This is a genomic window from Bacillus sp. SD088, from assembly GCF_017355205.1.
Taxonomy (GTDB): domain Bacteria; phylum Bacillota; class Bacilli; order Bacillales; family Bacillaceae_C; genus Lederbergia.
Genome location: NZ_JADIJK010000007.1, coordinates 46,336 through 60,918, shown reverse-complemented (window position 1 = coordinate 60,918; position 14,583 = coordinate 46,336). Strand labels below are relative to the sequence as shown.

The following is a 14,583-nucleotide window of genomic DNA, read 5'->3' as shown; positions in this document are numbered from 1 at the left end:
TCTAGTCTCCTTAGCATCTTCTCTTTTTATATGTTTTAAATTTAGTAAGTGGGTTTAAGAGTAGTTCACATGATGCCGTCCAATAGGTATCACAGAAGGTGATCCTGAAACTGGGTCCTCTATCACCTGGCAAGCTAAACCAAAGATCTCCTTAATCAATGTACTTGTAATAACTTCAGATGGCTTACCTTCTGCCATTAATTTTCCATTATGCATCGCAAAAATATTGTGTGCATAACGTGCAGATAAATTAATATCATGAAGAACCATCACAATCGTTGTTCCGTATTTTTGATTAAGATCAGTAAGTAAATCTAAAATTTCAACTTGATACGTAATATCTAAAAAGGTTGTAGGCTCATCGAGAAATAGGATATCTGTTTGCTGGGCCAGAGCCATTGCAATCCAGACCCGTTGCCTTTGTCCACCTGAAAGTTCATCTATATGATAATTGGCAAGTTCTGTTATATTCATAATATCCATTGCCTCAGCTACTGCTTCATAATCCTTCTTGGACCATCCGCTGAGTAAAGATTGATGAGGAAATCTCCCTCTTCCAACTAAATCCGCAACCGAGATTCCCTCTGGCACAATGGGGGATTGTGGTAAAAGCCCAAGTGTTCGAGCTAATTTTTTAGATGGTATTTTTTCAATTGACTTTCCATCCAGTACAGTATTTCCTGAAGCAGGTTTTAATAGCCTGGCCATCGTTTTAAGGAGGGTAGACTTACCGCATGCATTTGGTCCAATAATGACACTTATTTTATTATTAGGAATAACAAGACTTACTTTATGAATAATCGTTTTATGATCATATCCAGCTACTACTTGCTCCACTTCAAAATGATGTTCCGGTTTCATTATAATTCTCCCCTTCGATTCATACGAATCAGTAAGTAAATCAAGTATGGTGCTCCAATGATTCCTGTTATGACGCCGACCGGAAATCTGACATTAAAGGCAAATTGTCCAATTAGATCTGCTGCCAAAACTAGATTCGCACCTACTAGACCTGCAGGCATGATCGTTGAAAATCCTGCCCCTACTAGTCTTTTCGCAATGGGTCCCGCAAGGAAAGAAATAAATGCAATGGGTCCCGTTGTAGAGGTTGCCAAAGAAATCATGACAACAGAACTCAAAACAAGCAACATTCTTGTCATGTCTGTATTCACCCCAAGAGAAACGGCCGATTGTTCTCCAAGCTCTAGTATGCTTAAATGTTTGGTTAAAAGAATAACAATAGGAACCAAGATGAGAACAGATAAAATCAAAGGTGGCAACTCATGCATTTGTGAACCGTTAAGGCTACCGTTCAGCCATCTAAGTGCTGCAGGAAGATTTTGTTCAGCACTAACGAGCAAAAGATAAGATATAAGAGCATCAAACATGGCTTGAACGCCAATGCCAATTAGGATTAACCTGCCAATTGAAAAACCTCTTACTCTTGATAACCCATAAATCACAATGACAGTAATGAGACCTGCAACTAATGACGCAACAGAAATAACAGCATTACTTGCCTGCAAGATAACGATGCAAAACACTGCCGCTGCACTGGAACCGCCGGTGATACCAAGTACATTTGGATTCGCTAATGGATTACGAAACAATGTTTGGAAAATCGTCCCAGCAATACCAAATGCAAGGCCAGCAAAAAAACCTGCTACCATTCTCGGCAATCGTATGACATTCACTGCAAAAGAAACGCCTTGAATTTGTTCCCCCATAAGTGTCCGATAAACTTCTTTTATCGGATAAATCGTATTCCCAAGTAATAGCATAAGAAGACATAGAACACCTGCTAAGACTGTGAGAAGAGTTGTCACGATCATCCAACGCCGCCGTCTTTGCTGTCTGCCTTCCATAATATATGTGATAGAATCATTTCTCATAATGAACTCACTTTCGATCTAATAGCTAGTGTAATTAATAACGGTGCCCCTATAAATGCTGTTACGACACCAACTTCTAACTCTCCAGGACTGCCAACAAGCCTGCCGACTACATCTGACAATGTTAAGATGATTGCTCCGGAGATAGCTGACATGGGTATCACAAATCGTAAATCGGGTCCGAGAACAAGGCGCATGACATGCGTTGATAATAGTCCGATAAAGCCAATTGGACCTGCTAGTGCAGTAGCTGCTCCACATAAAAGAACAGCACCAAGAGAGGAAATAAATCGGAGAATTCCAGTTCGAACGCCTAAACCAGTTGCAGCTTCGTCACCTAATGCCATTGCATTTAGTGCTGGAGCAGTAAATATGGCAATCAATACACCAGTGACCAGGAACGGGACAAATGTAGTGATACTATCCCATGTTCCCGATCCGACACTTCCTACTTGCCAGAACCGAAATTGATCCATGGTGTGAGAACGCGGAATCAGAATTGCGGTGACAAAGGAAGAAAGCGCAGCACTGATAGCTGTTCCTGCCAGAACAAGCTTAATGGGAGTAGCCCCATTACGTCCCATCGAGCCAATTCCAAAAACAATAACGGTTGTAATTGCAGCACCAACTAAAGCAAGCCAAATATATTGACTGGCACTACCAATATGGAAAAACGCAATGCCAATTACAACGAATAATGACGCTCCGGTATTTACTCCAAGTATACTCGGATCAGCAAGCGGGTTACGGGTTACGGATTGCATAAGCGCTCCCGAAACCCCAAGTGCTACGCCGCATAATAGACTAAAGACAGTTCGGGAAATTCTCTTGCGAACAATATTGGCATCATATGAGTCTATGCTTGGATGAAATAACCCATTGATTACCTCATCAAGTCCAACTATTTTTGAGCCAAACACAAAGGAAGCAACGACACTCACAGCAAGCAAGATTAAGCCAACCACCAGAACCAGTACAAAATATTTTGGAATATGTGGGTTTGGCTGTTTTACTTTTGTACCTGAAAATCTATTCATTTATATTTTCAATAGCTCCTCCAATTAATTCCAAGTATTCATCAATTGTATACGTGATCGAAAGTGGAGTTGGCGTTCCCGCAGCCACTAAAGGCGTATCGCTATCAATAAATGCAACAGAACCTCTTTCAATTGCCGGAATTTTACCAATCAATGGATCCTCTTGAAGCGTTTTTAACAATTCGTCATTCCCATAACCGACAATGATATCTGCATCATTTAGCGCTCCAGCATTTTCAGCACTTAGATTCAAGGAATAACTGTCTGGATCATCGAGCATTTCCGTTATACTTTCCGGGTATTCCAATCCTAATTCATATAAGAAAGCGCCGCGAGAGTCTGTTGGTGTGTATATATGCAATTGAGATGTATCTTCAGCTGAGAAGTTAACCCATACGACTTTTTTTCCTTCAATTTCTGGATGGCTCTCTAACTTTTCAGCAATCGTATCTTCTACATCTTTAATCAGCTGTTCTCCCTCTGCTTCTATTCCCATCCCTTTTGCATTATAAAGAACTTGCTCACGCCATGTTGTCGTCCAAGGAGAAGTTGGATATGCCACAACTGGTGCAATTTCATTTAGTAAATCGTAATCCTCTTGTGTGATACCAGAGTATGCTGCAAGAATAACATCTGGCTGCGCATCTGAAATTGCCTCAAAGTCAAGACCATCCGTATCCTGGAATACATTTGGATCTGTGACATCAAGTTCTTCAAGTTTTTCCTTAGTCCAAGGCAAAAGTCCACTGTCATCTTGAACGCCAAAATTTGCTTCCGAAAACCCTACAGGGACAACTCCAAGTGCAAGTGCCACATCTTGGTTCCCCCATTGGATGGTAACCACTCGTTCAGGTTTACTTTTAATTTCCGTTTTCCCAAGGGCATGTCCTATGACGAGCGGATATTCCGTTGCATCTTCAGAATCAGAACCAGAGGAATCTGTTTGTTCTGCCTTTTCGTCCTCAGTAGAGCTTTCTTTGGACGCTGAATCTGATGAACATCCAGCAAGTCCAATCATAACCACAAATAACATAAGTAGTGTTCCTAATTGAATTTTTTGTTGTAATTTCATTTATATATCCTTCTTCCTTCATAATAATATGTATCTACAATTCGTCGCCTATACGACCAACTAGCTTATTATAAATCTTCCATTCTCCTTTCTAGTGAGATTAACCATTTAAAATATCGAGAATTGGCAAAATTCCGGATAAAGCTCTTAAACTATTACTGATAGAATAAAACGACATTATTTGATAATGATTCTCATTATCACAGTCATTTTATCCTCAAACTAATACGATGTCAATATAATTATATTTAATGAGTGTTTTATGACCTATTTGATAAAAATAATCAATCATCTAACTTTCATAAAGTTTGGTTATTACATCTAACTTATGATATATTCGACTATATAATCAAACTTCTCTATATTGAGATAAAAAAGGAGTTGTTTTGTTCATGCCAAATGAAGTCTCTGTCTTCATCATGGATATAAGTAATTCGTCTAAAGAAAATAGTGGAAATGAATTAAGTGAATATCTGGAGCAACTAAAAAGTGACATCAAGGAATGGATACAAGATACGGCTGTGGCGAAGATTAGTCACCGTGCCGGCGATGAATTGGTGGTTATAAGCAGCGGCTATGCATCGGCATATATCCTTGCTTTTTATATAAGTCAGATTTGGAAATTCACCAATCATAAACCTTATTTCGGATTATCATTCGGCGATATCCAAGAGGATGTAAGCGAAATAAACATAGAAACTTGGATTCATCCATTAATGAAACAAGCAAGAAATGCCAATGATTACCTGAAAAAACAACAGAACAGATCGTTATTTCACTTTACATTACCGGATTTTTCAGATGAACGAGGTTTCACCGCTTTTAACAAACAGTTTGAGACACTAATCAATACGATTTTAATTCTTAAACAGGAACACATGGACGAGCAAACCGAAATACAATCCCTCGTCTGTTCTTTGTATGTCATACTCGGGCAACAAAATAAAGTAAGTCAATATCTCGAAAGAACAACAGCTACAATATCCCATCACATGAAACAGGGGAAAACGCAAGTCATCTTACATGCTTTTTATGACATTGTGAAGGTGCTGGATTCATTGGGAGCGCAAGATAAGCATCAGCTAACAGATAAGTTGCAAACAAACATTAAACAACATGTCAAGAAACATCTAAATGTTTATTTTCCTAAAGAAAGGAAATTACAATGACTGTACTATTGCTACTTCTCGCACATTTAATTGCTGACTTTTGGCTGCAATCAGACCAGATGGTGAAAAATAAAATAAAATATCTGAAAAAACACTTACTTCACCATCTACTGATAACAGGAATCACACTTATTGTTATATGGGGGTATCAATACGAATTTCAACATATAACCTCCTACTTTATTCTGCCTTTAGCGTTTATTATGATCACGCACCTTTTGATTGATTTATCAAAAATAAAATTAATAGATTCCATGCCAAATAACACAACCGATAATATGAAACGGCTCGGATACTTTCTATTAGATCAAGTATTACATGTCATTGTGATACTAATAACCTCTATTCTCTTCTTTTCTATGAAAGTGGCAGAAATGACAGCGAGTTTTTTAGACTTATATGGGACAAGTAGTTTAAGCACGCTCAACACAGCATTATCTTTGATCATCATTTATATTTTAGCGACAAGTGTCAGCGGCCATATTGTAAAATATATCATCGGTTCCTTGCCATCCGAGTTTGCAAACTTTGAAGGCGAACTGACATTGAACAATCAAATTAAGGCTAGACAAGAAAAAAACCAACCAACAACAGAAAGTAGTTTCACGGAGAAATATCATTATCTTACCTACTCCACCCCACTTCGTTCACGCGGAAAATTGATCGGCTATATAGAAAGATTGCTTGTTATTATCCTTACAGTAATTGGCGCATATCCATCGATTGCTTTTATAATCGCCGCTAAATCGATTGCACGCTTCAAACAGTTGAATGATCGTAACTGGGCGGAATATTTCTTATTAGGTACGCTGACTTCTATTTTTCTTGGGTTAATACTTGGGCTTGTTGTACAGGGAGTCATTATTTAAAAGATGAGGCTGGGACAAAAGTATTTTCACCAAAGAAAAAAACGAATTCCTAGGGTGCATATCCCCCGCTTCGGAAATTAAACTTTGCTTTCCGCGGGCAAGTGACAGCCCACCGTGATCTTGCCGAACTCTTGCTTCCTGCAGGAATCTACGTGTATTTCTACGCTAATGTAATGCATTTTAGAGTTTAACGTTTTTTTAATTATTCCCAGCCTACTTATACAAAATAGTAATTAGAATAAAGTTTTGTCGTATAGTACGAAAAAAAGCGGTAAACAACAATTGTCTACTGCCATAAAAAGCTTTATTAGGGGTAAAGGTAGCATCAATCGATTTTGGGGCCATCTGTCCAATAAATGGTGTTTAGCGATTGTCAGCTAAAGCTGGCAGTCGTTCGTCATTTAGTAAATGCTTTTCTATCAGCTATTTCTTTGTATAGCTTTGCTTTAGATACACCTGTCCTTTCGGTTATTAGTTTTAAAGTATATTTCTTCATTTCATAAAGATCTATTGCATGGTCTAACTGTTCTTTACTCATCCCTTGGTCGACCACCTCTACGTCCTCTTGCACGGGCCGACGATAAGCCAGCTATCGTACGTTCTAGAATGATATCCCGTTCCATTTCACTTAGAGCGGCTAACATTTTAAACATCGCCTTTCCGATGGCAGTTGTTGTGTCAAGTTTGTCTTGAATACTGATTAATTCAATGTCCTTCTTTTCAAATTCCTCGGATAGTTCAATAAGGTGTTTCGTAGAACGACTTAAACGGTCAAGTTTATAGACAACGATCTGATCACCTTTTCTGGCATAGACCAGTAATTCTTTCAGTTTCGGACGTTCTGTTTTCGTTCCCGTGACTTCTTCTTCAAATATGTATTCTGATTCAACCCCTTCTTTTATCAGCAAGTCTTTCTGTAATTGTAAGGATTGTTCCTCAGTGGAAACACCTGCATATCCTAATTTCATTTTTCCGCTTCTCCTGTCTATAAAAAGGTTTTTAAAATGAATTTATATACTTTGAATTATAGACGAGTTTATAAACGGAATAAATAGCTTTTTTAAATGATTTTTGTGATTTTCTATAAAGGACACAAAACGACCGTTTTATATACTAAGGTTATAACTGAGCAATCGAAAAGAAATATTCAGCAAGTGTATATGATAATCTTATGAAAAGGGTTGATCTAGATAGAAATGATCAAAACAATACCAAAGGAAGCAAGCCGACAAACAATACAAAGGAGGAGAAATGATATGACATATAACAACGAAAGGATAGTCCAAGCTAACGGGGTCGACCTCTGCGTCGAGACTTTCGGAAATCCCGCGGATCCGGCGATCATCCTTATTAGCGGCGCGCCGTTGACTTGCTCAATGCACTGGTGGGAGGACGTGTTCTGCGAGCGCCTCGCAGCAGGCTCCCGATTCGTTATTCGCTATGACACCCGCGACTTCGGCCGATCTGTCACCTGCGAGCCGGGGGATCCGCAGTACAGCCTCCGCGACCTGGTTGCGGACGTCGTCGGCCTGCTCGACACCTTCGGCCTGACCAACGCCAATCTCGTAGGTTTCGGAGTAGGAGGATGGATTGGCCAACTGGTGGCACTTGATTATCCTGATCGGGTAACATCATTAACTCTGATTTCAACAAGACCCAACGCTCATGGTCCTACTGATCCCGACCTTCCAGAACATACGGAGGAGTTCATGGCACACATTGGAAAAGCGCCGGGGCCAGACTGGTCAAATCGGGCGGAAGTGATCGATTACATTGTCGATTTTCAATGTGCACTTTCCAATTCACAGTTCTTTGACAAAGCGACTAAATATGACCTTGCATGTCGCATATTCGATCGAGCCGCAAACATTGTTTCGAGTATGAAAAACCCACCTCTAATTGACAAGGGAGATCGTTGGAGGGAACGACTCGGAGAGGTGAGTGCCCCTGCACTCGTGATTCATGGCATCGAGGACCCTTTCTTTCCCTACGGCAATGCCCTTGCACTAGAGAAGGAGATTCCTGATGCCCAATTGATTGCCTTGGAACAGATGGGACACGAACTGCCTCGGGCGGTCTGGGACGTGGTCGTACCTGCCATTTTGCGGCACACGTCGGGCGATTAACATTCATTGAAGCGAGCCGAATGGTCTTCCCCACTTCAGCAACTAAGGAGCCTTGAAAATGGTACTGGTCAGCAGATCCGTCGATTCGGACGGACAACTCGACCGAACTTTATTAAGCCCTATGCCTAAGTATTCGGTATCAACTACATCTTATAAGAGAAAGGACGATTACAATGAACAAGGAAAACATTAATTTAGCAAAAAACAAGATTGCACTTCCAAAAGTTGTCTCTCAAGACGAGTGGCTCACAGCGCGTAAGGAGCTTCTCGTCAAGGAGAAGGAAGCTAGACGTGCGCAAGATGGGTTGGCCGCGGAGCGGCGCAGGTTACCGATGGTTCGAATTGATAAGGACTATGCATTTGAGGGTCCGGACGGCAAAGCAAGTTTACTCGACCTATTTGACGGGCGACGCCAGCTCATCGTCTATCACTTCATGTTGGAACCGGGTTCGGATCACCGCTGTCCAGGCTGCTCGTTTTTAGTTGACAACATCGGCCACTTAGCCCATATGCATGCCCGAGACACCACCTTGGTATTGGTGTCCCGGGCTCCACTGTCGCAGATTAAGCCGTATAAACGGCGCATGGGTTGGACGGTCCCCTGGTATTCCTCGTACGGCACCGATTTCAACTACGACTTTGGGGCCACCCACGAAGGTGGCGAGCAGGGTGGTGTGAGTGTCTTCCTCTGGGATAACGACCACGTCTTTCACACTTACCACACAACGGACCGCGGGACCGACATTCTTTTCGGCACGTACAACTGGCTTGACATGACACCGTTCGGCCGACAGGAGGACTGGGAGGACTCGCCCGAGGGATGGCCGCAAACCCCGCGGTACGAGTGGTGGCGCCTCCATGACGAATACGATCACTCTAAAGGTTCGGACTCCTGTTGCAATGCGGGAGAGAGCCACTTGTAAGTGTTTCATTTTGCTCCAGTGTCATCGAAGCACAATTGCTTTATAATAAGCGTCTTACTTAACCGTCTTAAGCCTAGTTAAGACGGTTTCGTTTTAATCATTACACCTTATCCCCCAAAGAATCTACCCCAATTATTAATTAATCACACAGGGTTCAGGGCGTTTTTGGAAAAAGTTCAACCTTTGTAAACAAACTGTTCTCAATAGAAGGTGCGGTGATATCACTATGAATTGTGAATGTGCTTTAAAAGAATTGATTATTAGATTAATCGTTGCTGAAATGAAGAGATTCGAACTAGATTCCGCATTGTATGCTTTAGGGGTTGAGTTAAATAATGAACTTTTTGATCTCTATCATGAAATCTTGAGAGATATTGTTGACGTCGACGCTTGGGGAGAGCATCTAGGTGCATGCATTCAAGGAGACGTTACAGTTGAGAAAATAGCTGAATCGATTTGTAATGATATTAGAAAGGTTATAAACAGTAAAATGATTTGGTCGGTTTTATAAAAATACGTACGTCTGCTATTTGAGGGGGATGATGTAAGATGAAAAGTCAGTGGACGGAAGAAGAATTAGTTGAACATTTTGTTTTACTGCCGGCTGAAAAAAGGCTGATAGGCAATAAGAACATAAATACGCAACTTGGCTTTGCTGTTGCTGTTAAAATATTTTCAACAGGAAGCTCGTTTTCCTATGAAACCCTCATCAATTCCTTTCTCAATCATCAATTACCTAGCGAAACAGCTTAACATCTCTGCTGGTCAATGAAAGCACTACTCCTGGGAAGGGCGTTCTATTAAGCGGCACCGGGCTGAAATTCGTCAATACTTCGGGTTTCGAGAACATTCTCATCAAGATGTTAAAGTTATTTCACGTTGGTTAATAGAAAATGTACTCGATCATACGCAGGAAGAGGAATCATTGAAGGAAAAAGTGCTGGTAACGTTTCGCCAACGGAGATTGAGCCACCATCACACAATGCGATCCGACACGATGATCAAATCATCGATTCATCGGCATGAGCAAAAGTTTTATGAAGAAACGCTTCAAAGATTATCTGAGGTATCAAAGAAACGAATGGATGCCTCCGTGAAAGCGTGGGCAGATATGGATGATGAATTCATAGAAGATACACAGCCCGAGGATAGGGAAAGAATGACCTTCAGCCAAATTAATATGGGACCCGGACGGGCAAGCAAAAAGACCTTGGAATGGGAGATTAAAAAGCTAAAAGACTTAAAAAAGTTGGAACTTCCCCATGATCTATTTAGTCATATTCCTTCCAAGATGTTGCGAAAGTATCGGTTGAGATCAATCTCTGAAAAGGCGAGTGAACATCGCCGCCATCCTCCAGAAGTTCGCTATACCTTGTTATCGGCTTTCTTTTGGTCCCGTTGCCGGAAGATTACGGATTCGTTAGTTGAACTACTGATGACGATTACGCATAATATTAACGGGCACGCTGAAAAGAAAGTGGATCGGGAGTTGTTGAAAGAATCAAACGCGTTCGCGGAAAAAATAACATTCTGGCCACGTTGCTTGAAAACATGTTGGATAACCAAGAGCATGTCGTCAAGGACGTTTTATTCTCGGTCATGGACGAAGAAACCGCACAGGATCTGTTGAAAGAACTCAAGTATAATAAGAATGTCTATCGAGAAAAAGTATATTACAAAATGCGGAGCTCCTACAGTCATTCTTATCGCGCGGCGATTTCCGAGCTGTTACGTATTTTGGAATTCCGTTCAAACAACCCTAAACACCGGCCTGTGATTGAAGCGTTAGATCTAGTGAAAAGATACATAGGAACCAAACAAAAGTATTTTCCCATTGACAATGATGTCCCAATTAACGAAGTGATTCCCCGAAATTTATGAAGGTTGTTCTTGAGAAAGCTACGAAAGGAAACCCGAGGGTCAATCGCATCAATTATGAAATTGCCATCTTGCAATCCTTGAGAGATAAACTTCGATGTAAAGAAATTTGGGTCGTAGGCGCTGATCGATATCGGGACCCTGACGAAGATTTACCCCTCGACTTTGAGGAAAAGCGGCAGGAATATTATGATGCCCTGGGACTTTCCATGGATGTGGAGCCGATCATCTCGAAGTTTCAGAATGAATTACACAACAAGTTAGGGCAACTGAATCAAACAATTCCGAAGAACCCGAAAGTCTCGATAACGAACCATCGTAATGGCTGGATTTCCGTCTCGCCCCTGGAACCCCAACAGGAACCGGAACGGATTGGTCAATTTAAACAAGTGGTAGCGAAGCGTTGGTGGCTGTTGAAACTGATTGATATTTTTAAGGAAACGGACTTACGAACGGCTGGATCGAGCAATCATTCAAAAGCGACTACTGTTATGTTTGTACGGACTGGGAACCAACATGGGGTTAAAACGGATGGCTGCAGGGAATCCTGATGTCACTTATGACAACTTGCTTTATGTGAAACGAAAGTATATCCATCCTGAAAACCTAAAGGCAGCTAATGTTCAAGTGGTAAATGCCATTCTAAAAGAGCGTTTGGAAGACGTATGGGGGCACGCGACAACATCTTGTGCTTCTGATTCCAAAAAGATCGGTGCTTGGGATCAGAACCTGATGAGTCAATGGCATCCTCGCTATCGCGGTACAGGTGTTATGATTTATTGGCACGTTGAAAAACAGTCTGTCTGTTTTCACTCTCAATTAAAAACATGTTTATCATCGGAAGTAGCTTCAATGATTCAATGCCTTCTGCATCATGCGACGGACAAAGATGTGGATCGTAACTATGTCGATACCCACGGTCAAAGTGAAATAGGGTTTGCCTTTTGCCACCTGTTAGGATTTAAACTTATGCCTCGTTTTAAAAATATTGGACGACAAAAATTGTATAAACCGCACCATGGCATGACTGATCCCTATCCAAATTTGTCACCGGTTATCGCGCAAAAACCCATTGATTGGGATCTCATTCGGCAGCAGTATGATCAAATGGTGAAGTATGATACAGCTTTAAAATTTAATACGGCTGAAACAGAAGCGATCTTAAAACGGTTTAGTAAAAACAAACGTCATCCTGTTTATAAAGCATTGAATGAACTCGGAAAAGTTGTCAAAACTATTTTCTTATGCGATTACTTAATTCACGAAGAAATTAGACAGGAGATTCAAGAGGGGCTAAACGTCGTAGAAAACTGGAACTCTGCGATTGAGTTTATCTTCTTCGGAAACAATGGTGAAATTCAAAAAAACCAGGTCGAAGATCAGGAAATCGCAATAAGATCTCTTCAGCTTCTTCAGAACTGTTTGGTGTATATCAACACATTGAAAATCCAAAACACAATGAAGGAACAAAGATGGCTTAAGAAGATGACGCATGAGGATTTACGTGCTCTTACTCCTTTAATTTATAACCATATTACTCCCTATGGTCGATTTGATCTGGATCAGCGACTCGCCTTGTAGAAATCCCATCAATGATGGGATTAATTCCATTTATTGGACAGACGGCCCCAAAATCGACAGATGCTACTTTTCCCCCTATTACTGCGTTAAATCGTAGCTCAAATCTAAGAGGTGAAAAATTTCTTCATTTGAAACAGAACCATCCAATACAATACTAATCCAGTGTTTTTTATTCATATGATAAGCAGGTAATATTGCATTCTCTTTTCTTAGGATGCTAGCTAATTCTGGATCACATTTAACATTCAGTATGCCCGTTTCTCCCTCTCCTTCAATACTCAATTTATTTCTGTCCACATTCATAAGCAACCCATACCATTTGTTATTTTTCTTATGTCTGAGTACAGCATAGTCGGTTAATTTACCCCAAGGATAATCAGGTTCCGTATCATATTTTCTTTTTGCATAATCTAAAATAGTTTCTCTGCTCAATGGCATCACCTTCTAATCAATTAAAGCTAATTCAAATTTTAGGTGAATCATTACTATTTTTCAATTATTACTTATTTTGATGATTCAATTAGTCATTGGATAGATTAAAAGAAAAGTGAAATGTTCTAGATTGCTCACCACCGATTTTTTTGTAAAATTGAATAGCATGTTGATCAACGCCGTCAGCTTGCACAAACATATCTTTTATCCCATTTGATCTACAATAATCCATTATTTCATTCACTAACTTACTTCCAATTCCATTACGCTGATGCTCTTTACTGATCGCCAAATCATATATATACATGGAGGATCCCTCTTGGTCATACATCTCCAATTCATATGCGGTTATTCCCCCTACAATCTTTTGATCAATATAAGCTACAAAGCATACAAAGGTAGAATTATTCAACAAACGTCCGATATTCTTCTTATTCACGCTATTTTTAGTCTCAAATACTTCATTAAATAATAAAACGAGCTCGTAAAAATCACTTTCATCCCCATGACTCAACTTTTTATAAAAAATATGATTAGGATTCACTGGATTGCTCCTTATCTATTTGGATTTCACTTTCAATTCTTTTTCGCCTACTCTTATATTGAGGTCTTACGGTAAGTTCAATCGATAATAAGCAACCTCAGTTCTTTTCCACTCAATCTACGGTTAAAAAGCCATAAAGCTCGGGTTGTACCACTAACATTGACTCAGTATGATCATAGTTTTGTATTCGATCCATTTTCGCGTTTGGAATAATAGCCAGGTAATCTGCATGGCGAATAGGGATAACTTGATCAAGCCTCACTGTGCCAAAATGCAACTGGTGCATGTTTGCAGCGGGATTTCCCAAGGTTGACCAAAAATAACATAATCATCTACCATTCCTTCTGCTTGCCTAACCGCTTCGATCGCGGAATGTTTAAGAACGGGAACCAAGTCTTCCGAAATAAGTGCTCGATCCCATTCTGAAAGAGTAGCAATATAATATTCTACGAACTGATCAGGATCAGTCATATTCGCTATCGGAGTGATATAGGCACGGGTGAATTCAGGCCCCTGAAGACAAATCTTTTCTTCGGTGTAGAGACAGAAATCTTCTTGACCAAGGATATTGAGCGGACCCATTCCAATAACAACGACAATTTTCCGTACAAGGGTGGGCAGATTATACGCGCATGCAAGAGCTTAAGGGGTCCCTCCGGAAACAGCTACAATCGAAAAACGTTCAATCCCCATTTCGTCGGCTTAAGCTACAAGATCCTCGCACCAATCATAAAGAGTCCTTCCCGATTGGGCATCTGATAATCCGTACCCAAGCCGTTCTGGTACTATAATTCGTAATTGAACTGGACCTCCCTTTGCAATCGACTCCAGTCGTGTAGCATAGATTTGGTAACGTGCGCCTGGCGTCCCATGGAGCATAAAGACAGTTTCTCCATCACTCTGGCCATATTCTGCATACGCAAGCTTTCTACCATCATTCAATATAATGACATTTTCACTCATACATCTCAACCTCCATCGTTCATCATTACATATTTCATGCTACTTACCCTCATCACACTTTAGTCTCCACAACCAAGTATTGGTAAATAAGTGATAC

General features: G+C 40.6%; 15 protein-coding genes and 1 pseudogene. 6 read left to right on the top strand and 10 right to left on the bottom strand.

Annotated features, from left to right (window positions below; all coding sequences use genetic code 11):
• Positions 1-54: 54 nt before the first annotated feature.
• The 4 genes from IPU53_RS08125 to IPU53_RS08110 are packed head-to-tail and all read right to left on the bottom strand — an operon-like array spanning position 55 to position 4,001.
• Positions 55-861, bottom strand: a complete 807-nt coding sequence (locus tag IPU53_RS08125; protein ID WP_207449684.1) for an ABC transporter ATP-binding protein — start codon at positions 859-861, stop codon at positions 55-57.
• Positions 861-1,892, bottom strand: a complete 1,032-nt coding sequence (locus IPU53_RS08120) for a FecCD family ABC transporter permease (protein WP_207449682.1) — start codon at positions 1,890-1,892, stop codon at positions 861-863. The genes IPU53_RS08125 and IPU53_RS08120 overlap by 1 nt, the downstream gene beginning before the upstream one ends.
• Positions 1,889-2,929 (bottom strand): FecCD family ABC transporter permease, encoded by a 1,041-nt coding sequence (locus IPU53_RS08115; protein WP_207449680.1) that lies wholly within the window; start codon positions 2,927-2,929, stop codon positions 1,889-1,891. The genes IPU53_RS08120 and IPU53_RS08115 overlap by 4 nt, the downstream gene beginning before the upstream one ends.
• Positions 2,922-4,001 carry an iron-siderophore ABC transporter substrate-binding protein gene (locus tag IPU53_RS08110; RefSeq protein ID WP_207449679.1) on the bottom strand — a complete coding sequence of 360 codons (1,080 nt, stop codon included), beginning with the start codon at positions 3,999-4,001 and terminating at the stop codon, positions 2,922-2,924. The genes IPU53_RS08115 and IPU53_RS08110 overlap by 8 nt, the downstream gene beginning before the upstream one ends.
• A 392-nt stretch (positions 4,002-4,393) precedes the next feature.
• Here IPU53_RS08110 and IPU53_RS08105 point away from each other — a divergent pair, with 392 nt between their 5' ends.
• The gene (locus IPU53_RS08105) at positions 4,394-5,170 is read left to right on the top strand and encodes a hypothetical protein (RefSeq protein WP_207449677.1); all 777 of its coding nucleotides are present in this window, start codon (positions 4,394-4,396) and stop codon (positions 5,168-5,170) included.
• The gene (locus IPU53_RS08100; RefSeq protein WP_207449675.1) at positions 5,167-6,039 is read left to right on the top strand and encodes a DUF3307 domain-containing protein; all 873 of its coding nucleotides are present in this window, start codon (positions 5,167-5,169) and stop codon (positions 6,037-6,039) included. The genes IPU53_RS08105 and IPU53_RS08100 overlap by 4 nt, the downstream gene beginning before the upstream one ends.
• A gap of 397 nt (positions 6,040-6,436) precedes the next feature.
• Here IPU53_RS08100 and IPU53_RS24885 read toward each other — a convergent pair whose 3' ends face one another.
• Positions 6,437-6,577: a hypothetical protein gene (locus tag IPU53_RS24885; RefSeq protein WP_242698148.1), complete on the bottom strand. Its 141-nt coding sequence runs from the start codon at positions 6,575-6,577 to the stop codon at positions 6,437-6,439.
• On the bottom strand, positions 6,570-7,007 hold the full coding sequence (locus IPU53_RS08095; protein ID WP_242698147.1) for a recombinase family protein: 438 nt from the start codon (positions 7,005-7,007) through the stop codon (positions 6,570-6,572). The genes IPU53_RS24885 and IPU53_RS08095 overlap by 8 nt, the downstream gene beginning before the upstream one ends.
• A 288-nt stretch (positions 7,008-7,295) precedes the next feature.
• Between IPU53_RS08095 and IPU53_RS08090 the strand changes: the two genes are divergently transcribed.
• The 4 genes and pseudogenes from IPU53_RS08090 to IPU53_RS08075 all read left to right on the top strand — a co-directional run bounded on the left by IPU53_RS08090 (position 7,296) and on the right by IPU53_RS08075 (position 12,547).
• Positions 7,296-8,165 (top strand): alpha/beta fold hydrolase, encoded by an 870-nt coding sequence (locus IPU53_RS08090; RefSeq protein WP_207449673.1) that lies wholly within the window; start codon positions 7,296-7,298, stop codon positions 8,163-8,165.
• Positions 8,166-8,338: 173 nt separating this feature from the next.
• Positions 8,339-9,088 carry a DUF899 domain-containing protein gene (locus tag IPU53_RS08085; protein WP_207449671.1) on the top strand — a complete coding sequence of 250 codons (750 nt, stop codon included), beginning with the start codon at positions 8,339-8,341 and terminating at the stop codon, positions 9,086-9,088.
• Between the two features lie 226 nt (positions 9,089-9,314).
• Positions 9,315-9,599, top strand: coding sequence for a hypothetical protein (locus IPU53_RS08080; protein WP_207449669.1), 285 nt, complete (start codon positions 9,315-9,317; stop codon positions 9,597-9,599).
• 38 nt (positions 9,600-9,637) lie between these two features.
• Positions 9,638-12,547 (top strand): annotated as a pseudogene (locus IPU53_RS08075) (Tn3 family transposase).
• A gap of 78 nt (positions 12,548-12,625) precedes the next feature.
• On the opposite strand, the gene IPU53_RS08070 reads toward IPU53_RS08075, so the two are convergent.
• The 4 genes from IPU53_RS08070 to IPU53_RS08055 form a co-directional block, all read right to left on the bottom strand.
• Positions 12,626-12,985 carry an MmcQ/YjbR family DNA-binding protein gene (locus IPU53_RS08070; protein WP_207449667.1) on the bottom strand — a complete coding sequence of 120 codons (360 nt, stop codon included), beginning with the start codon at positions 12,983-12,985 and terminating at the stop codon, positions 12,626-12,628.
• Between the two features lie 82 nt (positions 12,986-13,067).
• Complete coding sequence (locus IPU53_RS08065; protein ID WP_207449665.1) at positions 13,068-13,523, bottom strand: GNAT family N-acetyltransferase; 456 nt, start codon at positions 13,521-13,523, stop codon at positions 13,068-13,070.
• Between the two features lie 258 nt (positions 13,524-13,781).
• Positions 13,782-14,105 carry a hypothetical protein gene (locus IPU53_RS08060; protein ID WP_207449663.1) on the bottom strand — a complete coding sequence of 108 codons (324 nt, stop codon included), beginning with the start codon at positions 14,103-14,105 and terminating at the stop codon, positions 13,782-13,784.
• A 120-nt stretch (positions 14,106-14,225) separates the two neighbouring features.
• On the bottom strand, positions 14,226-14,486 hold the full coding sequence (locus IPU53_RS08055) for an alpha/beta fold hydrolase (protein ID WP_207449661.1): 261 nt from the start codon (positions 14,484-14,486) through the stop codon (positions 14,226-14,228).
• Positions 14,487-14,583 lie beyond the last annotated feature (97 nt).